The organism is Devosia lucknowensis (assembly GCF_900177655.1).
GTDB classification, from domain to species: Bacteria; Pseudomonadota; Alphaproteobacteria; order Rhizobiales; family Devosiaceae; genus Devosia; species Devosia lucknowensis.
In genome coordinates this window covers 1,190,310-1,214,982 of the sequence record NZ_FXWK01000001.1, presented here as the reverse complement: position 1 = coordinate 1,214,982, position 24,673 = coordinate 1,190,310, and the positions used below count along the sequence as shown (strand labels likewise).

Here is a 24,673-nt window from a genome sequence, read left to right as displayed (position 1 = left end):
AAGGTCGCCGCCAGCCACATGACGTGGCCGGAGTCGCCCGGCTATGAGCATTACGTCACAGTTGCCGCCCATTTCCCTCGCACAGGCCGGTGCCGGCATTCGGGCGCTGGCCAATGGCCAGACCATCGAGGCCAGGGTGCTCGGTCCATCTGCCAACGGTACGACGCAGGTGCAGGTCGGGCGACAGGTGCTGAGCCTGACGCTGCCACAGCAGCAGCCAGTCGGCGCGACATTGACCCTGTCGGTTGCGCAGAGCGACGGGCAATTGCAATTGTCGCTGGTCAGCGTGCGCCCGCCAGAGGCTCCACAGATATCCGTTCAGCAGGGTTCGCTGGCAACGCCGGCGACGTCGGTGCAGCTGTCGCCGACCGCGCTGTCAGCGTCGCCTGCCCCAAGCGGAGCCAGCGCCGCTCCGGCAGCGGAAGCCGTTGCTTCCCGACCTGCAGCTACAGCTCAGGCGCCGCAGGCGACTTCCAATAGAAGCGTCTCGACGGAAAGTCCGGCGCGGACGGCTTACACCGCGAATGCCACATCGCAGGCTGGAGCGGCCACGCCGGGAACGTCAGCAGCGGGGGCTCCTTCGAACGCGCCCGCCACGCCGCCGACCGGTTCGGCGAGCGCACAACCGTTACCGTTGGGGCAGGCTGGATCGTCCATCGTGTCGACGGCGCAGACGCAGGCCACCGTCGCAAGTTCGCCTCCGTCGGTCCAATCAGCGCTGGCGCAGGGTGCGGCGCCCCCCGGCTCGTCCGCACAACCCGTTGGCACCCAGCAACCGGTGCAAGCCACCTTGCCGACCGGGGTGTCGGCTCTGCCAGCCGCCGGAGCAGCGCCGGCATCGGTGGCACCGAGTGCGGGCGGTGTTCCCGTGCGGGTCGACATTCCATACGCCGTCGCGGCGCCCGCTGTAGGTCCTACCATCGCCAGCAGCGTCGCCCGCCCTGCGGCGCCAGTGGTGGCCCCAATTGTACAGGCCACAGCAGCGGGCGCGCTTGGCCAGCAAACCACTTCATCGAATTTTTCGGGGTCGCCCATGTCGGCGACGCCCATGCCGGCTGCACCGCAAGGACCAGCCAATCCGCAGGCGGCGCTGGCGCAAATGGTGCAGCAGGCGCTGCCGCGTCAAGACAGCGTCTTGAGCCTCACCGGTGCGCTGACGGCCATTGCCGGAAAAGTGGCACTGCCGGAGCCGGTCGCCAAGGCTGCCCAACAATTGCTGGCCGCGCGAACGCCGCTGGATGGCGGAAAGCTCACCGGCGCCGTGATCAAGAGCGCTGTGCAACAAGCGGGCATTTTCCAGGAGGCCATGCTGGCGTCTGGACAGGGCCAAGCGGCCGCCGGAGACGTGAAAAGTGCGCTCCTGGCGCTCCGCCAGGGCCTGGGCGCTTGGCTCGGCAACCAAGCGCCGGTGGCACAGGTCGGCAGTGTGCCGCCGCCGCTGCGGGGCCACGTGCCGCGGGCGCGTGCTGGAGAGGGCCAGCCGCCTGACATCCCTGAGGATCCCCTGGAAATCGGCAAGATGCTGCTCGAAAGAACCGACGCGGCACTGCACCGTGTGCGCCTGCACCAGAACGCGTCCTTGCCCGATCCAAACCAGACGCGGCAGGATACGCAATGGAGCATGGACCTTCCGGTGATCGTCGGTGGCCAGCAGCAGGTCCTCCATCTGCAAATCCAGCGCGATGCGGAGCAGGATGCCGAGCGCCCGGAGGATCGCGGCTGGCAGGTGCGGTTCGCCATCAATCTTGCCGAGCGTGGCGAGGTGGGCGCACAGGTTTCGTTGCGGGCGAAAAATACCAGCGTCCTGCTGTGGTCGGATCATGAGGACACGGCGCGGAGCCTGGCCATCGAGGCGGAGGCGCTTCGCGAAGAGTTGGCTGAGGTGGGGCTTGTGCCCGGAGCCATCGTGGTGCGAGCGGGTACCCCCCACGAAGAACCACAGCAGCCTGCAAATGGCGCCGGCCATGTTGTGGATGCGGAACGATGAGCGAGGACGACGTGCGCCAGAGGGCGCTGGCGGTGGCGCTGCACTACGAAAAGGGGTCCAAGGAAGCGCCGCGGGTCGTCGCCAAGGGCAGGGGGCTCGTGGCCGAGCGCATCGTGGCCCTGGCCGAGGAGAACGGCGTGGTGATCGAGGCCAATCCGATCCTCGCCGAGGCGCTGAGCGGGGTCGAACTCGACGATACCATTCCGCTCGAACTTTATGACGCCATTGCCGTGGTGATCGGATACGTGCTGAGGCAAACGCGTCGCTGAACCTTGTGCCCGGCTCACGGGTTTCCCATGTCACTGGGGACGAGGTGAGGAGAGCGACATGCTGAGACGAGAAGACGAAGACGCCATCAATGATCTGTTCGAGCGCCTCCGGCGCGTGGAAGGCCAGAGCGGTCCGCGGGACGCCGACGCCGAAGCGCTGATCCACCAGCGGCTGTCGGAAAATCCGGCCGCCGCCTATTACCTTGCGCAGACCGTGGTGGTGCAGGAAGCGGCATTGCGGGAGCAGCAGGCGCGTATCGCGGAACTGGAACGTTCAGGCGATCGTGGCCGGTCCGGCTTCCTCGGCGGCATATTTGGCGACGACCGTCCCGAGAGCCGGGAGCCTCAGGCGCAACGGCGGGGCGGCCCCTGGGGTCAGCCGCAGGGCGGTGGCTTTCTGGCAGGCGCCGCGCAGACGGCACTCGGGGTCACCGGCGGCCTGTTGCTCGGCTCGGCCATTGCAGGAATATTCGGAAGCACGCCGGCTATGGCCGCCGAGGACACTCCCCCAGCCGATGAACCGGCTGCGGACGACGGCGGCATGGATGGTGGCGGCGACGACTGGGGCGGCGGCTTCGATATCGGTGGCGATTTCTAGCGTCGGCTAGCGAACGGTTCGCTTTTCGTAGAACTCGTTGCCACCGGCTTCGAGCACATAAAACATGTTGTTGTATGGGAAGCGCAGGCCGGCCGTGTGGAAATGCTGTGCGTTCTGGACGCCCGGGTGGCGCGCGCCAGAGAGAACCTGATCCGCCATCTGCGCGGCGAGCACGGCGCCGCTGTCGGTCATCGGCTTGGACAGGACGCCCTGGGCGAACTGGTTCTTCTGGCCCACGACGCCGCAGACGGTCTTGGGATAGCGCGGGTCGTTGTAGCGGTTCATGACCACGGTCCCGACGGCCAGCATGCCTTCGGCGCTGGAGCGATTGGACTCGAAATACATGGCGCGCATCATGCATTCCTTCTCGCTCATCTGGTTCATGGCGAAATTGATGCCCAGAAAGCTGCAGCCGCCGAGGCTGGTGGCCACGACGGCTAAAGCTGCGATGCGCAGAATGTTCGGCGTAAGGGCGCGCATGAAAACTCCGGACTGTGGCGGAAAGGCCGCTTGGTCCGAAAATGCGCGCTCAGCCTTAAGGAAAGCCTGAGCGGCTAGGTAAATGAAGCGTTTACTGGCGCTTGAGGAGGCGGGCGAGCAACAGACCCGTGCCGATCACGGCAATCAGGGGCAGGGGATCGCGCCGGATCGTGTCCGCGCCACGCAGGGCCTGTTCGCTGGCCAGGTGAGCGAAATGCGAGGTCTGGCGAGCGGCGTCGCGGCCGAAGTCGCTGAACTGATCTGCCCAGTCGTCGGCGCGGTGACTGGCGTGGTGTGAAAGGGTCTTGCCGATGCGGCGAACCTCGCGGCGCATGGCATGGAGCTGGGCTTCGAGACTGTGCGGGTCGTGGCGCTGAAGGCCGAGCTGTGTGAGTAGGCTATCAAGGGACATGAGACGCTCCGTGTTTAGGGATCAACGAAGCAGCAGGGCCGCCAGTTCCGCGCTCTTGAACTCCGTGGCGACACAGGCCATTTAGTTCGCACTGGAGGCGCGCATGAGCAAAAGTGCAGATCGGCTCAACCGGCTGTTTGATCGTCTGGAACGTCGCGTCCCCGCAATGGCTGCCGGATGGCTGGCGCGCGTGCGCCGTCCTGAGGCGCGCTGGGTGCGCATTCCGCTCGGCGTGCTGCTGGTGCTGGGCGGCATTTTCAGCTTCCTTCCGGTGCTCGGCATCTGGATGCTGCCGCTCGGATTGCTGCTGCTGGCGCTGGATCTGATCTTCCTGCAGAGCCCGGTGAACCTGGCGATCCTGCGCGGCGGACGGATGTGGACGCGCTGGCAGCGGTCACGTCGCGACAAGAAGCGGGCTCGCGAGAACAAGCTGCCCTAGCAGACCTGATAGTGGGCGGCGACGCGATCGACCGCCGCTGCCAGCTTTTCATCGATGATGTGGAGATAGCGCGTCCAGTCGGCCATGCCGCCGAGGGGTGCCTTGCCGTCGGATATGCCGCGCAGGGCGAGCAGCGGTATGCCGAAGCTCTGGCACGAACGCAGGACCGCATAGGTCTCCATATCCACCATGTCTTCGGGGATGGCGTCATATGCCGGGCCGGAAATGACACCCGCGCCGGTGGAGAGGGACGCCGGATCGAGGCCGGGCACCAGCGGCTCGAGCGGCAGGGTTGCCGGGAGGTCAAGAAAGGGCGTGACGCCCCTGGCGAAGCCCAAGGGCGAGGCGTCCATGTCGCGATAACTCACGGTCACGGCCTGATAGACGCCGCAGTGATCGAGACTGCGCGAGCCGGCAGAGCCAAGCGAAACGACAAGCCGCGGCAGTGCATTGCGTCGCTCGTACAGCGCGCGGGTCGTATTCACGGCTGCCTCGACAGGGCCGACGCCGATCATCACAGGCGAGATGCGAGCGCGCAGTTGCTGGCCGTATTCGGCTTCTGCGGCCATGAGGTAAAGGATGGTCATGGCTGACCTTTAGCATGGGACGAGCCGACTCAGCCGTCATTTTCAGTTCCGTAACCAAGCGGAGTTAATCTCCCGGGATGGCGCGGCAGAAGGCCGACGCCCTTCGGAACGGCACGACATGCGCTTCGCAGAGATCCGGGATAGTCGAGAGTGGAGTGAACTGCAGGTAGGCCTGGCCAGAAGGGGCCAGACCGTGGACGCGGTTCAGGTGGAAAACGAAGCCCGCCGGCGCAAGAGCCTGTTGCGGCTGGACGAATGGGAGTTGCGCGAGTTCGTGACCGACCGTCCCGTGCCCGAGCATATCGTGCAGCTTTGCGTGCAGATCGACCTCGCCGCCGCAGCGCTGGCGCGGCTGTCGCCGATACCAGCGGACTATGCCGACGACCTCTACTGGCCGCGCGTCTGGTAGGCATGTCGAAACGACAGCCGTTCATGCGTCATGACGATGAAGCGGTGCCGCTGACAGGATGTGTCATCGTCGCCGGTTAGATGTTGAGCCGTCTCCGGCGCGGGACTAAGGTCTCGCCCGGCCATCAGAACTGGATCATGACATGACGCCGTTCCACTGGATCCTGGCAAACAATCTCGTTGCCAATGTCACCAATTTCACCGTGTGGTTCGCGGTGACCTTCTGGGTCTTCCTCGAAACGCAATCGGTCTTTGCGACCGGCATGATCGCCGGCATCTATCTGGTGTTCACGGCCGCCTTCGGCATCTGGTTCGGCTCCCTCGTCGACCACAATTCCAAGACCAGGGTGATGGCGGCGTCGAGCGCGGTGTCCGCCGTGCTCTATGTCGTCGGGCTGGTGCTGGTGGTGATGGAGCCCGAGGGGGCGTTCTCCAATCCATACGGCCCCTATCTCTGGGCCTTTATACTGATCGTGATGCTGGGCGTGATCGCGGGCAATATCCGGTCGATCGCGCTGCCTACCCTGGTCACGATCCTTATACCCGAGGACACGCGGGACAAGGCAAACGGGCTTGTCGGAATGGTCAGCGGCATCGGTTTCCTGACGACGTCAGTTATCTCGGGCTTTCTCGTCGCCTATACCGGCATGCTGGGCGTGATGGTTCTGTCGCTGGTCGCCACGGTCGCGGCGCTGCTGCACATGCTGACGGTCAGGGTCGATGAAGGCCGCGTGGCCGCGGAGGCCGGCAAAGAGGAAGAGCCAAAGCGGGTGGACATCGCGGGCACGATCCGGGTCATCGCGGCCGTGCCCGGGCTCTTCGCGCTGATCTTTTTTGCGTGCTTCAACAATTTTCTGGGTGGTGTCTTCATGGCGCTGCTTGACGCCTACGGCCTCTCGCTGGTGCCAGTGGAAGTGTGGGGTCTGACCTTCGGGGTGCTGTCGCTCGGCTTCATTCTCAGCGGCATCATCATTTCCAAGACTGGGCTAGGAAAGAACCCGCTCAAGACCCTGCTCATGGTCAATGTCATCACCTGGTCCGTTTGCTGCGTGTTCACGATACAGCCATCGTTCTGGCTGCTGGTCGGTGGATGTTTCGTATGGATGTTCCTGGGGCCATTCGCCGAGGCGGCGGAGCACACGACGCTTCAAAAGGTCGTGCCGCTCGAGCGCCAGGGCCGCGTGTTCGGGTTTGCCCAGTCCATCGAGCAGTCGGCATCGCCGCTGACAGCGTTCATGATCGGGCCGCTGACGCAGTTCGTGGTGATCCCGTTCATGACTGACGGGGCCGGCGCCGCCACGATCGGAGGATGGTTCGGGACCGGACCGGATCGGGGTATCGCCCTGGTCTTCACCATTGCCGGTCTGGTGGGACTGATCGTCACTATCATCGCCTTCAATTCCCGCTACTACCGGCAACTTTCGGCCGCCTATGTCGCAGGCAAGGATGACGATGACCAGGATGGCGGGGCAGCCGTTGCCGCCCCGGCCTGAGAGGTCACTGCGCGACTACGCCGGCAGTGCGTCTGTCGGCGTTGTCTCCTGCCGCCTTGGCGGGAAGGCCAGTGCGAGCATGGCCGCTGCCAGGCCCACGCCGGCCGAGGCGACATAGAGCCAGTGGTAATCGCCGAACGTGTCGTAGAGGTAGCCGCCGCCAACGGGACCGAAAGCCATGCCGATGGATGAGGTCATGGTGATGCCGCCAAGGACGGTGCCGAGCACACCGGGACCGAAATAGTCACGCGCGAGGACCGAATAGAGGGGCATGACCCCGCCATAGACCAGCCCAAGAACCGCTGACAGCATGTAGAAGTGGCTCAGTTCGCTGACATAGATGTAGCTGTAGATGCCCACGGCCTGAACAACGAGGCCCATCACGATGACGCGCTTGACGCCGATGCGGTCGGCCATGACCCCGAAAATCACGCGGCCGAACAATCCGGCAAAGCCTTCGACGCTGTAGATGCTGGCGGCTGCAAGCGCAGAGGCGCCGCAGAGCATGGCATAACTGACCGTGTGGAAGATCGGCCCGGAATGGGCGCCACAGCAGAGAAAGAAAACAGCGGCCAGCACGATGAACTGCGGCGTGCGGAAAATGGCGCCGATACTGGTCGGCGGCTTTTCGGCCGGGACGACGTCGCTGGCCGGCGTCGGGCTTTCAGCGACGGCCTGGGGAGCGCGGCGGATGAGGAAGGCCGCGGGAATGATGAGCGCCGCCGCGGCAATGGCCGTCATCATCATGGCGTTGCGCCAGCCATAGGTGCCAATGAGGACGGTGGCGAGCGGGGTTATGGTCATGGGCGCCACACCGCCGCCGAGCGAGACGAGCGAGACCGCAAGGCTCCGGTGTTTGTCAAACCAGCCCAGCGTCGTGGCGATCAACGGCGCGAAGAAGGCGCCGCCCGAGGCACCCACAAGGCCTCCATAGGCAAACTGGAAGACCAGAAGGTCCCTGGCCTGGCTGGCCACGAAAAGGCCAAGGCCGAGCATGACGGCAGCGACCAATATGACGGGACGCGCGCCGATGCGGTCGGTGAGCGTGCCCCAGAGGAAACCGGCGATGCCCATGACGATGAAGCCAACGGTCATGGCGCCGGAAATGCCGGCGCGGGTCCAGCCGGTTTCATCAGCTATGGGTTGGAGATAGACGGGCAGGGCAAACATGGCGCCCATTGCCAGACAGGTGATCACGGCCCCCGCCGCGACGATCACCCAGCCATAGTGTCGTTCCATTTGGAATGTCCCTCCTTGCAGGAATTCACCTGCACGACGGATGGAGCGCCCGAGAATCGACAGCTGCAAGTGAAATTTATCGACGCCCGGCGTCCTCCAGCTTGCCGCAGCGGAGGTCGGGCCACATATTCGGTTCATGAGCGAGAAACATCCGACGCACCGCACAGACGCTCCCGCAGCTTCCGGGCCCGTGCGCAACGAAATTGCCGATTTTGTGAAAAAGGTCGGGCAGCTCGCGCGACCCAATGCCGGGGAAGATGGACGGCTGCTGTTTGCAATGGATGCAACAATGAGCAGGCAGCCGACCTGGGATATGGCGGTATCGCTGCAAGCCGGCATGTTCGAGGCTATCCCCAAGGAAGCGGCATTGCAGGTGCAGCTTATCTATTTCCGGGGGCTCGGTGAGTGTCGCGCCTCGAAATGGGTTCGCGATGCAGGTGCACTGGCGAAGATGATGAGCACCATCGCCTGCCAGGGCGGCAATACCCAGATCGGCAAGGTTCTTGGTCATGCGCGGGACGAACACGGCAAACGCCGCATTCATGCTGTGGTCTATGTCGGGGATGCAGTGGAAGAGAATGTCGACGCGCTCTGCGCCAAGGCTGGTGAACTGGGCCTGATGGGGCTGCCGCTCTTCGTTTTCCAGGAAGGGAGAGACGCACGGGTGGAAGCGGCCTTCAAGGAATTCGCGCGCCTGAGCAAAGGCGCCTATGCCCGCTTCGATAGCGGTGCGCCCCAGCAGCTTGCCGATCTCCTCAGGGCCGTCGCGGCCTATGCCAGCGGTGGACGATCGCAGCTCAAGCTGGAAACCAGCCCTGCCGCGCGAGGGCTGCTGACGCAGATCGAGGGTCGATGAGCTGGGTCTTTCTGGGTTTGCTCGGCATTATGGGCCTGCTGTGGCTCGGCTATGGCCTTCGCAACATGGATCGGCGGTTGCTTATGCAGGGCCTGCGTTGGGTTATCGGCGTAGGGGCCGGCGCGATCGCCGCCGGCGCCTTGCTGTTCCGGCGCATCGACCTAGCCATGATCATGGGCGCTGTGGCGGCTTCCGTCATCCTGCGCGGGCGGCTGGGACAGTTTTCATTCGACAGTGTCGGGCGCAGCAAGGGCAATGTCTCGCGCGTCAAAAGCCGGTTTCTCGACATGGAACTCGACCATGACACCGGAGAGCTCAGCGGACGCGTCGTCGACGGCACTTTTGCCGGTTGGGACCTGATGGACCTTGGGGAGCAGGAGACACGACGCCTGATCGACGAGATCGGCCATGACGCAGAGAGCGTCAGCCTGCTCGAGAGCTGGCTGGACACCAACCGCAGCGGCTGGCGCGAATATTTCGCCGAAACCAGGTCCGGTGAGGGCGGTTCCCAAGAGGGCATGCCGGGGCGCGATCCGGTGGCAGAAGCCTATGCGGTGCTAGGATTGCAGCCCGGCGCCAGTCAAGATGATATCAAGGCCGCGCATCGTGAGCTCATGAAGGGCGTGCACCCTGATCGGGGCGGCTCGGAATTCCTGGCCGCCAAGATCAACGAGGCGCGCGACCTGCTGCTCGGCCGTTGATCCCGCGCGATGCCCGATCCGCGATGCGCTAAGTCAGCAGGTCGAACAGGAAGCGGCCGGCGACAAGCAGCAGGAAAAGGCCGAAGGCCATTTCCAGCCGACGCTTGGGGAGGGCATGGGCGACGCGCACGCCAAGTGGGGCAAAGAGCATGCTGGTCGGGATGAAGAGGATGAGGCCGACCAGCGATACATAGCCCAGCGCAAGCGGGAACTGGATCGCTGCGACCTGCGGGAACTCGGCGGCACGCGGCCAGCCGGCATAGATGTAACCCAGGGCGCCGGGGATGGAGATCAGCATGCCCAGACCCGACGAGGTGGCGACCGCCTGATGGATGGGCCGGCCATAAAAGGTCATGAACAGGCTCGAGAGCTGACCGCCGCCGATGCCCATCAAGGCCGAGAGCACGCCGATGACCACGCCATAGGTGCGCATGATCCACTTACCCGGGATCTCGTCAGCGAAGCGCCAGCTGTCCTTGCCGAACAACAGGCGGAATGCGGAAATGCTGGCAACGGCTACAAACACCCACTTGAATAGTTCAGCCGACGCGTAGCGTGCGATAACGCTGCCGACGATGACGCCGAGGATCGCAGGGATTGCCCAGACGCGAATGATGGACATGTCCACCGCGCCCCGCTTCCGATGCGCATTGAACGACTGGATCGACGTCGGGATGATGATGGCGAGGGATGTGCCGACGCAGAGTGGCATGCGGATGTCGTCGGGGACATCGAGCGCCGTGAACAGTTCGTACAGCACCGGAACGATGACGGCGCCGCCGCCGACCCCGAAGAGGCCAGCAAGCAGTCCGGTGGCGGCACCCGCCAGGAGCAGGCCAGCGGCCAATATGGCGAGTTCCGCGTAGGGTATGCCCATGAACATGGGATCGGCTCCTGAAGTCGGGCCACCTGGCCATCCGAGCGGGGACAGGTTCCCCACAGCACCAGCCTTGCACCGGATTGCCGCGCGCAATCAAGGCTTAAGCGCGCCAAATCCAGACTGGAATGCTGCGGCTGTGCCTAGAGAAGCGCCGCGGTCCGGAGGGCTTTGAGGTTTGCCGAGCCCGTGCAGAAGCAGGCAATGCGCAGTTGCGCCGTGGTGACCGACACATGGTCGATGACGGCTTGAGCCGATATTGTAGCGGCCTGCAAGACACCTGCAGCCTGGCCAACGACGTCGGCGCCGAGGCGAATGGCCTTGGCTGCATCGAGGCCATTGCGAATGCCGCCCGAGCCGACGATGGTCGTATCGGGGCAAGCGGCCCTTACGTCCGCGATGGCTGTGGCGGTGGGAATGCCCCAATCGGCGAAGGCCCGGCCGATCGCTGCCTGACGAGGGTCTTTGCAACGCTCGGACTCAACCGCGGCCCAGCTGGTGCCGCCGGCTCCGGCAACATCAATTACGGAAACGCCTGCATCCGCGAGGCGCCGGGCCAGTCGACCGGATATGCCGGCACCGACTTCCTTGATGACAAGGGGTTCGTCCAGCCGTGCCGCCAGCGTTTCGATATGGGCGAAAAGGCCCCGCCAGTTGCGGTCGCCTTCCGGCTGGACTGCTTCCTGCAGCGGATTGAGATGAATGATCAGCGCGTCGGCCCCGATCATCTCGATTGCCCTGCGGGCCTCGTCAACGCCGAAGCCGAGATTGAGCTGGGCGGCGCCGAAGTTGGCGAGGATGGGGATGTCGGGCGCGTGGCGGCGCAGCTCAGCCCCCAGCCCGCCGACGTCGCCGCTCTCAATGGCAACACGCTGCGAGCCGACAGCCAGCGCGATACCCAGATGCTGGCAGGCCTCCGCCAGATGGGCGTTGATGGCGCTGGCGCGCGCTGGACCGCCGGTCATCGAGCTCACCAGGAGCGGCGCGTTGATCCGCTTGCCCAGGAATTGCGTATTAAGGTCGATCGCGTCGAGATCGAGCTCGGGGAGGGCGTAGTGTTCAAAAACGATGTCGTCAAAGCCGGTTGTCGTCCGTGATACGCCCCGGCCGTCCAGAACGATATCCAGATGTTCATTCTTGCGATCGGTCAGCAAACACTTCCCCCCGGCGGGGACTGGCCCCGATCTCGACTTGGTACCTTACCATCGGACCGAAAAAATCAAACGGTCACTTCAGTGCTTACGCTTGCGCTCGGATTCTGGTTCACTGCCGATCGAGCGGTCTGCCACGGGAGACACATCGATGACCTCAATTGGCTCTTTTGCCGAAGCCGGCGCGCTCTCGAGTGGCGGATCGATCGACATCGCCGAGATCCGTGCAGCGATAGAAGACCGTCTGGAGCGGCAGATCGACTTCGATCCCATTGTGCCGGCCAACCTGCAGGCGGCGCTACGCCACGCGCTGATGGGGCAAAGCAAAAGGGTTCGGCCCACGCTGATGTACCTGATCGCCGAGCCGGATGGCGCCGCGATCGGCGCGGTGCTCGACGCCGGCTGCGCACTGGAGATGGTGCATACCGCCTCGCTGATTATCGACGATCTGCCGTGCATGGACGATGCAGCCATACGCCGGCAACGGCCGACCACGCATGTGGCTTTTGGACAACCCACGGCGATTCTTGGAGCCATAGCGCTTCTGACACGGGCGTTCGGCATCATCGCCGAGCTCGACGGCGTTCCGACGGCGACGCGAAACCGAATGGCTACCGTTCTTTCGCAGGCCGTCGGGTGGAACGGGCTCGTGGCCGGGCAGGAGATCGACATCAACAACCGCGCGGAGCTCGGCAATGCCGAGCAGGTCGAGCAGCTCAACTGGCTCAAGACCGGCGTCCTGTTCGTGGCTGCGGCGAAGATAGGCGCGATCCTTCGGGGGCTCGAGGGGGAGCGGCTTGAAGCCGTCGGGCATTTCGCCCGACATTTCGGGCTGGCGTTCCAGACAGCCGACGACCTGATCGACAGGACCGAAACCGTTGCCGAAGCCGGCAAGGACGTGGGCAAGGACGGCGACAAGGCGACACTGGTTTCGCTGTTCGGCGCCGATCACGCCCGGATGACATGCCAGCAGCACATCGCCCATGCCGAGCAGGCGCTGCTTGCGAGCGGCATCAACGGCGCTCCGATCAGGGCGCTGATGATGCGCCTGCTCGACAAGGGGCAGAAGGTCATGCCTTTGTGAGCGAGACGACCGCCGCGCTGAACATCGAAGGACTGGTCGTCCGCTACGGGGACCGCGACGTGTTGCGCGGGCTTGGGCTCAGCGTCGCCCGGGGCGAGATCTATGGCCTGCTCGGTCCCAATGGGGCGGGTAAGACGACCTTGATTCGCACCATCTGCGGACGGGTTCGGCCGGTGTCGGGCAGGGTCATCGTGGCCGGCCACGCTCCGGGGCGGACCGCCCTGCGGCAGATCGGGCTCGTGCCGCAGGAAATCGCGCTCTACACGCATTTGACGGTGCGGGAAAACCTCGAGGTTTTCGGCCGGTTGTCGGGCATGGGGGCGGCGTCGACCCAGGCGGCCATCGAATGGGCGTGCGCGGCGGCCAATCTCACGAGCCGGCTCAACGACAGGATCGACATTCTTTCCGGGGGGTGGAAACGGAGGGTCAACATCGCTGCCGCGATCCTGCATCGTCCGGCCCTGCTGATCCTCGACGAGCCGACCGTGGGGGTGGATGTCGATGCGCGGAACGGGCTGCATGAGGTTATCCAGCAGCTGAGCCAAACCGGGATGGCGGTGCTGTTGGCGACGCACGATCTCGACCAGGCCGAGACCATCTGCAACAGCGTCGGCTTCCTGCGCGCTGGTGTGGTCGCGCCGCAGGGGAGGCCGCGAGAGCTGATCGCAGAGGCTTTCGGATCGCAAAAGGAAGTCATTCTCGAATTGCGGCAATTGCCTTCCCCCGATCGGGTGGTCGTGCTCGAAAGGGCGGGGTTCTCGGCCTTCAACGGCGGGCTGGGCTGGGTGATGCTGGGGCAGGCCAACGAGCGCACAGTTGCGGAACTGTCGGCATCGCTGGAGCAGGCCGGCATCGAGGCCCGCGAGGTCCGGCTGCGCGGGCCTGGTCTCGACCGGCTGTTCGTGCACCTGTCGCGCGCGACACGCATGGAGGGGGCGCGATGATCGTCGCCATGCTGCGCGTGATGGCGCTGAGCCTTATTCGTGACCGCGGTGCGCTGGTGATGGCGTTCCTGTTGCCGCCGACAATCTTCGTGATCTTCGCCGCGATTTTTGCGGGGACGAGCGGCGATGAGTTGCGGCTGCAGGTGGCGCTGGGTGTCGGCGAGCCGTCAAGCCTGAGCGAACGGCTGGTGGCGGCGCTGCGTGCCGACGATTCGCTGCGCGTGTTGCCGGAGACCTATGCGACCGCGGACCAGGTGGTGGATGAAGTCGAGAGCGGGCGCGCCGATGTGGGGCTGATGCTACAGGGTGCTCTCGAACAAACCACCAGCACGCCGGCCGTCGTCTATGTCGACCCGGGCAAGGTGATGGCCGGCGCCATTCTTGCCGGCCAGGTTCAGCGCGTCATCGGCATCGACCTGCCAGACCTGGCCCTCGCGCGCAGTGCGCCGACCATTGAGACATTGGTCGGAGGGTTTACGCCGGAACAGTCAGCCAGGCTCGACGCCGCCATTGCGCAATTGGCGGAGAACGGCAGCAGCGATGCGGAAAACCAGGCCGGGCTCGTCGAGTCCCGGACGGTAGGGCCGCAGGACGGGTCGGGAGCAACAGTCACCTACTACGCCGGCGCCGTCGCGATCCTTTTTCTGCTGTTTTCAGCCATGCAAAGCGCCGCGACGCTGATCGAGGAGCGGCATTCGGGGATCATCGACCGCATCGCGGTCGGGCCGGCAGGAACCGATGTGGTCGTGATCGGCAAATTCCTGTTCCTCAGCGTCCAGGGCATCGTGCAGGTGTCACTGATCTTCCTTGTGGCCGCGCTGGTCTACGATGTCGAAGTCATCAGCCATCTCGGCATCTGGCTCTTGACCACCTTGGTCGCGGCGGCGGCTGCGGCGGGACTGGGGCTGGCGGTCGCGGCATTGTGTACGACCAAGCAGCAGGCGCAAACTATCTCCACATTCGTGGTGCTCTTATGTTCTGCAGTGGGCGGGTCAATGGTGCCGCGCTTCATGATGCCGCCATGGCTGCAGGAAATCGGGTGGTTTACCCCCAATGCCTGGACGATCGAGGCCTATCATGGCGTATTATGGCGCGGCGAAGGGCTTGCCGAATTGTTGCCCGAACTGAGCTGGCTGCTGGCTCTGGGCATGGTCGGCACCCTGGCAGCATTGGCGGTTTCGAGGCTGCGACTGCGCCTCTGAAGGGATGTGTGACATGGCAGGATCGACCCGCGTGGCGTCTGTCAGCCGAAACGACACACTGATCGGGCTGGGTCTTTCGTGCGCCATCATCGCGGCATGGCTGACGGTCCACGTCTCGTCGATTTTCCTGATCGACTGGACGCAAGGCTGGACCTGGGTAGCGGCCCCTCTGGTCATCGCCGTGCAATGCTGGCTCAGCGTCGGGCTCTTCATCGTCGCTCATGACACCATGCATGGCTCGCTCGCCCCGCAGTATCCGTGGTTGAACCGGGCCATCGGCCGTTTCTGTGTATTCGTCTACGCCGGCTTCTCGTACGAGAAACTCTACCAGAACCACCACGCGCACCACCGCAATGCGGGTACGCCTGATGATCCCGATTTCGATCCAGAACACGCGTCGCGTTTCTGGCCCTGGTACATCAAATTTTTCAGGCACTATTTCGGCTGGCGCGAGTTCGGAATGTTGACCATTGCGGTGCTGATCTACCTGGTAATCCTGCGCGAGCGCTTTCCAACCATGCTGGTGTTCTGGGCGCTGCCGGCGATCCTGTCGTCGCTGCAGCTCTTCTATTTCGGGACCTACCGCCCGCACCGCATCGATGACGAACCCTTTCGCGACGAGCACCGTGCCCGCAGCAACGATTTCTCGCCACTGGTGAGTTTGCTGACCTGCTTCCACTTCGGCTATCATCATGAGCACCATGACGCTCCGTGGGTGCCGTGGTGGAAGCTGCCGGCGCACCGCCGGTCGGTGCTGGATGCGCAAGCAAGCGAGGCGCTATGATCCAAGACGTGCTGCATTATCTGGTGCCGATCCTGCTGGTCGTCGGAACCGTGGTCTTCATGGAGTGGTTCGCGGCCTGGTCGCACGAGCACATCATGCATGGCTGGGGTTGGGGCTGGCACAAATCGCACCATGAGCCCCATGATGACGCGCTGGAACAGAACGACCTCTACGCGGTGGTCTTCGCCGCTTTCTCCGTGTTCCTTTTCTGGATCGGATCGGTCTGGTTTTGGCCGGTGTGGTGGATCGCCGTAGGGATTTCCATCTACGGCATCCTCTATTTCTTCTTCCACGATGGGCTGGTGCACCAGCGCTGGCCGTTCAAATACATTCCGCGCCGGGGTTACCTGAAGCGAGTGTATCAGGCACATCGACTGCATCATGCCGTTGAAGGCCGGGATGGGTGCGTGAGTTTCGGCTTCGTCTATGCCGAACCGGTCGATAAACTGGTCAAGAAGCTGCAGCAGAACAAGAACGGCTATGACCGGAACGCCCTCGATGACCAAGATCAGGGACGCCCGACCGCCCGCTGATCAGGGTCGGTTCCAGAGGCCTTCGCGCGGTTGATCCGTGGGGCCGAAACGCGTGACGCCCACATCGCCCAGTCCGAGGGCCAGCAGGGCGATCTTTTCAGCCTTTGTGGTGGAGACACGCTCATCCCATGCTTGCGGGCCCCCGGCGCGAAGCTTGCTGCCGATGGCGCGGTAGACGCGGCGCGCCGCTGCAATGGCCCAGGCGGAGCGGGGCGGCAAGGCGGCCATGCCGACATAGGCGCTGGAATAATAGCGTTCCGCGAGATCGAGCAGATCGAGTGCGGCGGCGTGAAGGGCAGGGCGCTGCGTCCGATCCTCGGGATCGATCCGGTCGATGCCGTGACGGGCGAGGATGTCATCAGGCAGGTAGACGCGGCCGGCGCGTGCGTCATCGATAACGTCGCGGGCGATATTGGTCAGTTGAAAGGCGAGACCGAGATCGCTGGCGCGATCGAGCACTCTCGGATCACGTGCGCCCATGATCATGGCCATCATGACGCCGACGACGCCGGCCACGTGATAGCAATAGTCCAGCGTGTCATCGATGGTGGCATAGTGCCTGTCGGCGACGTCCATTTCAAAGCCCGCCAGGAGTTCAAGGGGGTGGCGGGCAGGGATCTGGTGACGCTCGACGACCCGTCGCAGGGCTTCGAAGGTCGGGTCGTCGGTGCTCTCGCCGGCAAGGGCGGCGGTGGTCTTCTCGCGTAGTGCATCGAGGCGTGCCTGCTGTCCGGTGCGAAAGTCAGCCTGCTGGGCGTGCCCCAGGGTCTGCCCATCGATGACGTCGTCACAATGCCGGCACCAGGCATAAAGCATCACTGCATCGTCGCGCGTCTGCCGGTCGAAGAGGCGCGCCGCGGCGGCAAAGCTCTGCGAGCCCTGAGCGATGGCAATTTCGCTGGTCGCAACCACGGCGTCGCTCATGGCTTTGAATCCTCGATCATCAGGCCTGCCGTCGCCTTTGCCGATCCCACAACCCCAGGAATGCCTGCCCCGGGATGTGTCCCCGCGCCGACGATGTAGAGGTTGCTGATATCGTCGTCGCGATTGTGCGGCCGGAACCAGGCACTCTGGGTGAGGATCGGTTCAACCGAGAATGCCGATCCGAGATGGGCATTGAGCTGGTCGCGGAAGTCGAAGGGCGTGAAATGGCGCACGGTCACCAGGTCGTCCAGAAGGCCTGGGATGTAGTGATCATCGAGATATTTGAGGATGCGGTCCCGATATTTCGGACCTTCGGCGGCCCAATCGATGTCGGCGGTTCCCAGATGCGGGACCGGTGAGAGCACATAGTAGGCGCTCGATCCAGACGGGGCGAGGCTGTCGTCGGTGACGGAGGGCGCGTGGAGGTAGAGCGAAAAATCGTCCGCGAGCCCATCGGTGTGGAAGATCTCGGAAATCAACTCGCGATAGCGTGGCCCGAACAGGACCATGTGGTGCTTGAGCTCTGGATGTGTGGTCCTGAGGCCGAAGTAGATGACGAAGAGCGACATGGAGAAGCGCTTCTTCTCGAGCGCCCTGGCATTGCTGGCCCCGCGATCTGTCCCGCGGAGCATGTGCTTGTAGGTATGCACAACATCGGCATTGGAGGCGATCTGATCAAAGGCGTGCCGCGTTCCCTGCCTGAGTACAAGACCGGCGGCGCGATCGTGCTCGACTTCGATGCGATCGATCTCGGCATTGAGGTGCACGGTGCCGCCGAGATCTTCGAACAGCTTGACCATGCCTGCGATCAAGGCCCCGGTGCCACCCTTGGCAAACCATACGCCACCCTTGCGTTCCAGCGCGTGGATCAGCCCATAGATCGATGAGGTCTCGAACGGATTGCCGCCCACCAGCAGGGAGTGGAAGCTGAAGGCCTGGCGCAACTGGTCGTCCTTGATGAACTGGCTGACCTTCGAATAGACGCTGCGGTGACTTTCGAGCCGAACCAGTTGCGGTGCGGCCTTGATCATCGACCAGAAATTGAGGAACGGCACGGTCCCGAGCTTCTCGTAGCCCTCGCGATAAAGGTCTTCCGAATAGCGCAGGAACCGGTGGTAGCCGTCGACATCATCAGGCGACTTGGCGCGAATTTGCCGGTCGATTTCCGCTTGGTCGTTGGCGTAATCGAAGCGGTAGCCGTCTTCCCAGCAGAGTTGGTAGAAGGGTGTGACCGGCAGGAGCGTCACGTAATCGGAGAGCTTGCGGCCGGACAGGGCCCAAAGCTGTTCCAGACAGTCGGGGTCGGTGATGACCGTGGGGCCAGCATCGAAGGTAAAGCCATCATCGGTGTAGACGTAGGCGCGTCCGCCCGGCTTGTCGCGCTTTTCGAACAGGGTGGTTTGTATGCCGGCGCTCTGCAGCCTGATAGCCAGAGCCAGGCCGCCAAAACCGGCGCCAATGACAGCCGCAGTCTTCTGGGTGGTGGTCAAAGCTTTTTCGCTTTCAGCATTGGCGCTTCCCGCAGGCAGGCGAGGGCGCGATGAATGGGCACGGGTGGTTTCCCGACAAGGATACGAACGATGTCCGCAACACCAGTACGTCCGGAATAGAACCTCTCGATCAGTCCCTTTGGCAATTTATAGAAGCGCCGCAAAACGAGATGCCGTTTTTCCGGCTTCGCGGCGCGAAACAGCATGCGGTTGAGCAGGCGGTAAAATGCCTGTTGCCGATGGCGGGTGCGTGCATGGGCCCAGATCCTGGGTGCCAAAGCCGCGCTGCCGACAGGCCAACTGCTGCCGACCAGACTGGCGACGCGAACCGCCTCGGGGAGGCTGTAGCCAGTCGTCGGGTGGAAAAGTCCGGCGCGCATGCCCGCCTGAGGGATATCATCCGGCCTTTCCGCCCAGAAGCGCTCGAAGTCATGCGCAAGGGCGATCGGCAGCACGCCGTTTTCCTCGCGCACGATGCGAAGGATCGACCAGCCCTGATCCTCGGCATAGCGATTAATGTCGGCGGCCAATGCCTGCAGGTCCAGAGCTTCGCCATCGGAGTAGCGGGTATCCTCGATGAGAAGCCGGGTGGGACTGAAGGGAAGCAGGTAGACGAAGCGATAGCCGTCTCGCTGATCCACCGAGGCATCCATGATGACGGGATCGACGAGACCGTGGGGGGCTTCGAGTTCAACTTCGAGGCCGACGAACTTTTGATAACCCAAGACCAGCGCGGGGCTCGGCTGGTAGCCACGGCAATCGATGACGCAGGATGCCTCGACAACCGTTCCATCGGCCAGGGTGACGCTGGTTGGAGCAACCGAGGTGACACGGGCGCCGGTACGCAAATCAACATTGGGCAGTTTGGCGATGGCCGCAGCGACCGAGGCAGAGGTCAGCGACGCGTAACCGCTGTCGAGGTGCCTGTTCAGGTTCTGAAACCGTACGGACTGTCCCTGCCAGCGATGTGCGACCATGGTGTCGAGCCAGGCACGGTCGGCCGGTTCGACGTCGGCATCGTGGAAGGACCAGGTGTGTTCGCCAAACGGCTCGGTCGATCCCTCGAGGATCACGATCGATGGACCGGCGCCGCCATGGGACAGCCTCATGGCAATCAGGGCGCTGGACAGGCCCGCCCCGACGAGAACGAGCGGACGCTCTGCTGATGCTGGCAAGCCGATCTCCCTAAACGGTTGTCTTCTATCACGCATCGGTACGTGGTGAAACGTGCCCACGAGCGGGAGGTGGGTCAGGTCAGCGGTTTAGCAGCGCCTCGACCTCCGGCAGGATGCCTTCGACGATCACGGCCACTCCTTGTGCGTTAGGATGCAGGCCATCGGCCTGGTTGAGCGATGGATCCGTGGCGACGCCGTCCAGAAAGAACGGGTAGAAGCGCGTGCCGAATTCGGCGGCCAGTTCGGGGAACACAGCTTCGTAGGCGTTGACATAGTCGGTGCCGAGGCCGGGGCTGGCGCGCATGCCGGCCAGCAGCACGGGAATGTTCTCGTCCCCAAAGCGCTGGAGGATGGCCGTCAGGCTTTGTCGCATGGTGTCAACGGATCGCCCCTGAAGCATGTCGTTGGCGCCCAGTTCGAGAATGACCGCGTCCGGCCGCTCGGCAAGCGACCAGTCAAGACGCGCCAAGCCATCGGATGCAGTATCTCCCGAGACGCTGGCGTTGACGATGGTAACGTCGTCGCCAAGGGCCTGCTGCAGCTGACCTGCGAAACTGTCCTGGGCCGAAAGGCCAAGACCAGCCATCAGGCTATCGCCATAGAGCATCAAGGTACGCTCGTCGGCAGTCGTCGCAACCGGCAGGAGGATGGCGACTGTCAACGAAAGCGCTGCGCCGAGAAGTCCGTCACGAAGTTTTTTTATCTGCACGGCTGTTCTTTCCTCCGCGACCGCCTAGGTCTTGCTGAGTGATCATTCTGACGGAAGTGCGCCCATGAGCAGCCCAGTGGTAGAGACTGCCGCCCTCAACCTGAACCTGCAATCGGGCAAGACGCCGCTCCACATTCTCAAGGACATCGACTTCTCGGTCGCGCCGGGCGAGGTGGTGGCGGTGGTGGGGCCGTCGGGCAGCGGCAAGACATCGCTGCTCATGGTACTCGGTGGGCTCGAACAGGCAACAAACGGCAGCGTGATTGTTGCCGGCAAGCCGATCACAGGCCTTGGCGAAGACGAGCTGGCAATCTTCCGGCGTCAGCATCTGGGCATCCTGTTTCAGAATTTTCATCTGATCCCGTCGATGACGGCGCTCGAAAACGTGGCGCTCTCGCTCGAGATCGGAGAGACAGGGCAATCCTATGCCGAGATCATGGCCGCCGCGACCGAGGCGCTGGTCGCCGTGGGGCTCGGCGATCGGCTCGATCATCGTCCGAGCGCTCTATCTGGCGGGGAGCAACAGCGCGTGGGGTTGGCGCGTGCCATCGTCAACAAGCCCAAACTGCTGCTGGCCGACGAGCCGACGGGCAATCTCGACCAACATACCGGCGCCCGGGTGATCGAGATGATGTTCGCACTGGCCCGCGACAACGGTACGGCGGTTTTCCTCATTACCCATGATCCGGCTCTCGCCCGTCGTGCCGACCGGGTCCTCGCCATGAACCACGGGCGATTGACCAGCGTCACGGAGCAGGTGCTTGCATGAGCCGACTTCTGGGCTGGATGCGGATCGGGATTATCGACCTGCGGGGCGATTTCAGGCGCTTCGTCATTCTTCTCGCTTGTCTGGCCCTGGGCGTCGGTGCCATTGCGGCAGTGTCGTCGGTCGGGGCTGCACTGCAGTCGGCGGTGCAGCGCGATGCGCGCGTCATCCTCGGCGGTGACATGGAAGTGCGTTCGCGCGGAGCAGACATCTCGCCCGAGCAACGCGCGGCGGTCGAGGCGCTTGGCGAGACGGCAAGGGTGGTCGATATTACCGCCCGGGCCAGCGCCAATGGCGCCAGTACGCTGCTGAGCCTGCGCGCGGTGAGCAGCAATTACCCGCTGCTCGGAAGCGTCGCGGTTTCGCCTGCATCGGGAGAACCGCTGGGTGTCCTCCTCTCCGACGAGAGCGGGTTGCCCGGAACGGTGGTGGACCAGGGGGTGCTCGACAGGCTCGGGGTGACGCTGGGTGATACGATCCGGATCGGCGATGCCGACTTTGCCGTGCGCGGCGTGCTCGAGGCGCTGCCAGACCAGGCGGCACTCGGGTTTCAGCTCGGCCTTCCGGCCGTCGTAATCGATACCACACTTGCAGAGGCAGGGCTGCAGCAGCAGGGCGTTCTCAGCCGATACGGATACAAGGTCGTGCTCGCGGAGGGTAATGCGGCGCGGGCGATCGAGGGACTGAACGCGGCTCATCCCGACGCCGGATGGGACCTGCGGCAGCCCGAGGACGCGGCGGCGAATCTCGCGCGGTTCTTCGATCTTTTCGCGCGGTTCCTGACGCTGGTGGGCTTGTCGTCGCTGCTGGTCGGCGGGGTGGGCGTCTCCAACGCGATTTCCGCCTATATCACCGAAAGGCGCACCTCTATCGCCACGCTGCGCAGCCTGGGCGCCACGGGGGCTCGAGTCCTCGTGCACTTTCTGACGCAGGTCATGGTGCTGGCCGCTGCGGGTGTGCTTCTCGGGCTGGTCCTTGGCGCAGGGACAAGCCTTGTCGCCTTGCCGGTCCTGTCGGGCATGCTGGGCATTGAACTCGCGCCGAGCCTCGATCTGCGTTCGCTCGTCACGGCGGCGGGGTTTGGCCTGCTGATCGGTTTCGCCTTCGCCCTGTTACCGCTTCGCGCTGCACAGAAGCTCAAGCCCGCCAACCTGTTCCGCGCGTCAGACGGCGGTGTGAATACCCTCAACTGGCGCGATCTCGTGGCTTGGCGGACGTCCTTGCCACTTGCTACTGCGCTGCTCGGCATAGCCGGTCTGGCCGTCTACACCACAGGCTCGCCCTGGCTGGTCCTGTGGTACACGATAGGCGCGGGGGTCGCGTTCGGCCTGCTGCGGGTCGCCGCCTGGCTGCTGCAGGCGCTGCTGCGGCTGGTTCCACCGATGCCCAATACGGTGCTTCGACAGGCCTTCAAGTCCATCTACCGGCCGGGATCGGTCGCTCCCGTGGTGGTGCTGTCGCTCGGGCTCGGTCTTGCGCTGCTCCTGATGATCACATTGCTCGACCAGAACCTGCGCAGCCAGATCGACGGCGCAGTGGCCGAGGATGCGCCGGCCTTCGTGCTGCTGGATATGCCCAAGGAGCAGGTGCCACTGGTAGAGGCGTTTGCAGCGGCCGATCCCGGTATCGCGGCGCTCGAGACCATCCCCATGCTGCGTGGCACGATCGAGAGCGTTAAGGGCGTGGCCGTCGCCGAGCTCGGACCGGTGCCCGACGACATCGCCGACATGTTCGAAGGCGATACGGCGCTGAGCTGGGCGCGATCCTTGCCAGAGGGCTCGAGCGTTGTCGACGGGGAGTGGTGGGCCGACGACTATTCCGGCCCTCCACTGGTATCTCTGAGCACCGAGCTGCGCGCGCCGCTAGGGCTCTCCGTGGGCGATAGCATGCGCATTGCCGTTGCAGGCCGGGCGATCGATGTGACGGTTGCCAATTTTCGGGATATCGACTGGCGCGAGGGCGGCGTGAATTTCCGGCTGCTGTTTTCGCCCGGCATGGTCGAGAGCGCGCCGCAGACCGTGATGGGCGCCATCGACGTGGTCGATGGTGCCGCTCCGGGCGTGGAGGGCCGGCTGTCCCAGGCCTTTCCGACACTGAGCTTTCTGCCAGTCGGGTATGCGATCGCGCGGGTTGAGGAGATACTTTCAAGCCTTGCCAACGCCGTGGCTCTGGTGGGGAGCCTTGCGGTGGTGTCCGGCGTGCTGGTGCTGGCGGGCGCCATGGCCGTTGGGCGCCGACAGCGCGAGGCGGATGCCGTGGTCATGAAAGTGCTGGGGGCAACTCGGCGCAATGTGATCGTGGCCTTCGTGGTCGAATACGGGGTGCTCGGTCTGCTTGCGGCAGCCATGGGCGCCGGCCTGGGTGTGACTGCGACATGGGCGATCCTGACCTTCGTGATGGAAATCCCCTTCGTGCCAAACATGATGACGGTCGCGGTCGTCATCATCGGGGCCGTCGCGACGACGATCGCGACCGGAGTTCTGACGACCTGGTCGGCCATGTCGGTGCGGCCAGCGCGGCAGCTCCGAGCCGACGGCGTCTAGTGCTCGGCTCAAGTGGTCCGAAACCGAACAGGCGACGTAGTGTTATGACATCGTGGCTGACAGTCCGATCAGCCCGCTACCTGAGGAACACGTCACATGCGCGCCGCGGATCTGCCCGTCAAACTTGGGCTCACAGTTACCTACCTGCTGATGGTCTTCGTGAATTACCTGGCCAACGCGCTGCCGCTCAACGGGCGCCAGACCGGCGAGATTTCCGATGCCTACGAGAACCTTTTCGCTCCCGCCGGCCTGACGTTTTCGATCTGGGGGCTGATCTACCTGCTTCTGGCGCTGCATGTGCTTTATCAATGGGGACTGTTCCGTGGCCGCAGCCGTGACGACAGCGGGCTCCTCAACAAGATCGGCACGCTTTTCGCCCTTTCCTCGCTGGCCAATACGGCCTGGGTTTTCGCCTGGCACTACGATCAGATCCTGCTCTCGACCCTGCTGATCACCACGATCCTGATCCTCCTGGCGGTGATCGTGCTGACGATCCGCCGGCACGCGCTGAGCGGCCGGGACTGGTGGCTGGTGGCGGTGCCATTCTGCGTCTATTTCGGCTGGCTGACCGTCGCCACGGTCGCCAATATCACCGTGCTGCTGGTCAGCGCTGGCTGGGACGGTTTTGGAATTTCGGCGGACATCTGGGCGGCCATCATTATCGCGGTCGCTGCGGCGATCGGGACGCTGGCCATGGTCCGAAACCGCGACATGGCCTATGGCTTCGTGCTGATCTGGGCCTTCATCGGCATTGTCGTCAAGCACACCTCTGCTGATGGATTCGCGAACCAGTATCCGCTCGTCATTGCCGTCACGATCGGCTGTATCATCCTCTTCGTCGCGTCCGAGGTTTTCGTCTGGATGAAGCGTCAGAGAACAGGGCTCGCCTGACGCCAGCGCAATTTCCCAAGGATGACCCGAAGCGGCCAGACCCAAAAGCTGGCGGCTTCGCTGCAACTCCGCTCCAAACGGCTTTTCTCGATTGTGCCCCGTTTCCGACGCGGTTGGGCGCTAGCGCGAAA

Annotated in this window: 26 protein-coding genes; 16 read left to right on the top strand and 10 right to left on the bottom strand. The window is 64.0% G+C overall.

Annotated elements, in window-relative coordinates; genetic code table 11:
* The first annotated feature begins 43 nt into the window (after positions 1-43).
* Genes fliK through CCK88_RS05720 form a run of 3 tightly spaced genes read left to right on the top strand, consistent with a single transcriptional unit; the run spans position 44 to position 2,854 of the window.
* Positions 44-1,987, top strand: coding sequence for a flagellar hook-length control protein FliK (gene fliK, locus CCK88_RS05730; protein ID WP_086469522.1), 1,944 nt, complete (start codon positions 44-46; stop codon positions 1,985-1,987).
* A complete protein-coding gene (locus CCK88_RS05725) occupies positions 1,984-2,256 on the top strand; it encodes an EscU/YscU/HrcU family type III secretion system export apparatus switch protein (protein WP_086469521.1) in 273 nt (90 codons plus the stop codon). The genes fliK and CCK88_RS05725 overlap by 4 nt, the downstream gene beginning before the upstream one ends.
* 58 nt (positions 2,257-2,314) lie before the next feature.
* Positions 2,315-2,854, top strand: a complete 540-nt coding sequence (locus CCK88_RS05720) for a DUF2076 domain-containing protein (protein ID WP_244557436.1) — start codon at positions 2,315-2,317, stop codon at positions 2,852-2,854.
* Between the two features lie 6 nt (positions 2,855-2,860).
* On the opposite strand, the gene CCK88_RS05715 is transcribed toward CCK88_RS05720, so the two are convergent.
* Positions 2,861-3,334: a cell wall hydrolase gene (locus CCK88_RS05715; protein ID WP_086469520.1), complete on the bottom strand. Its 474-nt coding sequence runs from the start codon at positions 3,332-3,334 to the stop codon at positions 2,861-2,863.
* Between the two features lie 91 nt (positions 3,335-3,425).
* Complete coding sequence (locus tag CCK88_RS05710; protein WP_086469519.1) at positions 3,426-3,746, bottom strand: hypothetical protein; 321 nt, start codon at positions 3,744-3,746, stop codon at positions 3,426-3,428.
* A 103-nt stretch (positions 3,747-3,849) separates the two neighbouring features.
* Here CCK88_RS05710 and CCK88_RS05705 point away from each other — a divergent pair, with 103 nt between their 5' ends.
* Positions 3,850-4,185 carry a hypothetical protein gene (locus CCK88_RS05705; RefSeq protein ID WP_086469518.1) on the top strand — a complete coding sequence of 112 codons (336 nt, stop codon included), beginning with the start codon at positions 3,850-3,852 and terminating at the stop codon, positions 4,183-4,185.
* Here CCK88_RS05705 and CCK88_RS05700 read toward each other — a convergent pair.
* A complete protein-coding gene (locus CCK88_RS05700) occupies positions 4,182-4,772 on the bottom strand; it encodes a 5'-methylthioadenosine/S-adenosylhomocysteine nucleosidase (protein WP_086469517.1) in 591 nt (196 codons plus the stop codon). The two genes, CCK88_RS05705 and CCK88_RS05700, sit on opposite strands and share 4 nt — an antisense overlap.
* Before the next feature lie 193 nt (positions 4,773-4,965).
* On the opposite strand from CCK88_RS05700, the gene CCK88_RS05695 reads away from it, so the two are divergent.
* Both CCK88_RS05695 and CCK88_RS05690 read left to right on the top strand, forming a co-directional pair.
* Positions 4,966-5,181, top strand: a complete 216-nt coding sequence (locus CCK88_RS05695; protein ID WP_086469516.1) for a hypothetical protein — start codon at positions 4,966-4,968, stop codon at positions 5,179-5,181.
* Positions 5,182-5,323: 142 nt separating this feature from the next.
* A complete protein-coding gene (locus CCK88_RS05690) occupies positions 5,324-6,673 on the top strand; it encodes an MFS transporter (RefSeq protein ID WP_086469515.1) in 1,350 nt (449 codons plus the stop codon).
* 15 nt (positions 6,674-6,688) lie between these two features.
* Here CCK88_RS05690 and CCK88_RS05685 read toward each other — a convergent pair whose 3' ends face one another.
* The gene (locus tag CCK88_RS05685; protein WP_086469514.1) at positions 6,689-7,912 is read right to left on the bottom strand and encodes an MFS transporter; all 1,224 of its coding nucleotides are present in this window, start codon (positions 7,910-7,912) and stop codon (positions 6,689-6,691) included.
* Between the two features lie 289 nt (positions 7,913-8,201).
* Here CCK88_RS05685 and CCK88_RS05680 point away from each other — a divergent pair, with 289 nt between their 5' ends.
* A complete protein-coding gene (locus tag CCK88_RS05680; RefSeq protein WP_140048897.1) occupies positions 8,202-8,768 on the top strand; it encodes a VWA domain-containing protein in 567 nt (188 codons plus the stop codon).
* A complete protein-coding gene (locus CCK88_RS05675; RefSeq protein WP_086469512.1) occupies positions 8,765-9,469 on the top strand; it encodes a DnaJ domain-containing protein in 705 nt (234 codons plus the stop codon). The genes CCK88_RS05680 and CCK88_RS05675 overlap by 4 nt, the downstream gene beginning before the upstream one ends.
* 28 nt (positions 9,470-9,497) lie before the next feature.
* Here the strand turns inward: CCK88_RS05675 and CCK88_RS05670 are convergent, their stop codons facing one another.
* Entirely contained in the window at positions 9,498-10,352 is an 855-nt protein-coding gene (locus tag CCK88_RS05670) for a sulfite exporter TauE/SafE family protein (protein WP_086469511.1), read from the bottom strand.
* A 137-nt stretch (positions 10,353-10,489) separates the two neighbouring features.
* Entirely contained in the window at positions 10,490-11,500 is a 1,011-nt protein-coding gene (gene fni / locus CCK88_RS05665; protein ID WP_086469510.1) for a type 2 isopentenyl-diphosphate Delta-isomerase, read from the bottom strand.
* A gap of 148 nt (positions 11,501-11,648) precedes the next feature.
* On the opposite strand from fni, the gene CCK88_RS05660 reads away from it, so the two are divergent.
* From CCK88_RS05660 to CCK88_RS05640, 5 genes are read left to right on the top strand one after another with little or no spacing between them, the layout of a single operon-like run.
* Positions 11,649-12,581, top strand: coding sequence for a polyprenyl synthetase family protein (locus CCK88_RS05660; RefSeq protein ID WP_170926368.1), 933 nt, complete (start codon positions 11,649-11,651; stop codon positions 12,579-12,581).
* Positions 12,578-13,525 carry an ABC transporter ATP-binding protein gene (locus CCK88_RS05655; RefSeq protein WP_170926367.1) on the top strand — a complete coding sequence of 316 codons (948 nt, stop codon included), beginning with the start codon at positions 12,578-12,580 and terminating at the stop codon, positions 13,523-13,525. The genes CCK88_RS05660 and CCK88_RS05655 overlap by 4 nt, the downstream gene beginning before the upstream one ends.
* On the top strand, positions 13,522-14,727 hold the full coding sequence (locus tag CCK88_RS05650) for an ABC transporter permease (protein WP_086469508.1): 1,206 nt from the start codon (positions 13,522-13,524) through the stop codon (positions 14,725-14,727). Before CCK88_RS05655 ends, CCK88_RS05650 begins: the two co-directional genes overlap by 4 nt.
* Positions 14,728-14,740: 13 nt before the next feature.
* Positions 14,741-15,511 (top strand): fatty acid desaturase, encoded by a 771-nt coding sequence (locus tag CCK88_RS05645; RefSeq protein WP_086470833.1) that lies wholly within the window; start codon positions 14,741-14,743, stop codon positions 15,509-15,511.
* Entirely contained in the window at positions 15,508-16,044 is a 537-nt protein-coding gene (locus CCK88_RS05640) for a sterol desaturase family protein (RefSeq protein WP_086469507.1), read from the top strand. The genes CCK88_RS05645 and CCK88_RS05640 overlap by 4 nt, the downstream gene beginning before the upstream one ends.
* Here CCK88_RS05640 and CCK88_RS05635 read toward each other — a convergent pair whose 3' ends face one another.
* The 4 genes from CCK88_RS05635 to CCK88_RS05620 are packed head-to-tail and all read right to left on the bottom strand — an operon-like array spanning position 16,045 to position 20,342.
* Positions 16,045-16,968 carry a phytoene/squalene synthase family protein gene (locus CCK88_RS05635; protein WP_086469506.1) on the bottom strand — a complete coding sequence of 308 codons (924 nt, stop codon included), beginning with the start codon at positions 16,966-16,968 and terminating at the stop codon, positions 16,045-16,047.
* Entirely contained in the window at positions 16,965-18,458 is a 1,494-nt protein-coding gene (locus CCK88_RS05630) for a phytoene desaturase (RefSeq protein WP_086469505.1), read from the bottom strand. Before CCK88_RS05630 ends, CCK88_RS05635 begins: the two co-directional genes overlap by 4 nt.
* The gene (gene crtY / locus CCK88_RS05625) at positions 18,455-19,693 is read right to left on the bottom strand and encodes a lycopene beta-cyclase CrtY (RefSeq protein WP_210189903.1); all 1,239 of its coding nucleotides are present in this window, start codon (positions 19,691-19,693) and stop codon (positions 18,455-18,457) included. Before crtY ends, CCK88_RS05630 begins: the two co-directional genes overlap by 4 nt.
* 19 nt (positions 19,694-19,712) lie before the next feature.
* Positions 19,713-20,342: an arylesterase gene (locus CCK88_RS05620; RefSeq protein WP_244557435.1), complete on the bottom strand. Its 630-nt coding sequence runs from the start codon at positions 20,340-20,342 to the stop codon at positions 19,713-19,715.
* Positions 20,343-20,406: 64 nt separating this feature from the next.
* On the opposite strand from CCK88_RS05620, the gene CCK88_RS05615 reads away from it, so the two are divergent.
* From CCK88_RS05615 to CCK88_RS05605, 3 genes are all read left to right on the top strand, one after another.
* Positions 20,407-21,111 carry an ABC transporter ATP-binding protein gene (locus CCK88_RS05615; protein WP_086469503.1) on the top strand — a complete coding sequence of 235 codons (705 nt, stop codon included), beginning with the start codon at positions 20,407-20,409 and terminating at the stop codon, positions 21,109-21,111.
* Positions 21,108-23,651, top strand: coding sequence for an ABC transporter permease (locus CCK88_RS05610; RefSeq protein ID WP_086469502.1), 2,544 nt, complete (start codon positions 21,108-21,110; stop codon positions 23,649-23,651). Before CCK88_RS05615 ends, CCK88_RS05610 begins: the two co-directional genes overlap by 4 nt.
* A 96-nt stretch (positions 23,652-23,747) precedes the next feature.
* On the top strand, positions 23,748-24,542 hold the full coding sequence (locus tag CCK88_RS05605) for a lantibiotic ABC transporter permease (RefSeq protein WP_086469501.1): 795 nt from the start codon (positions 23,748-23,750) through the stop codon (positions 24,540-24,542).
* Positions 24,543-24,673 lie beyond the last annotated feature (131 nt).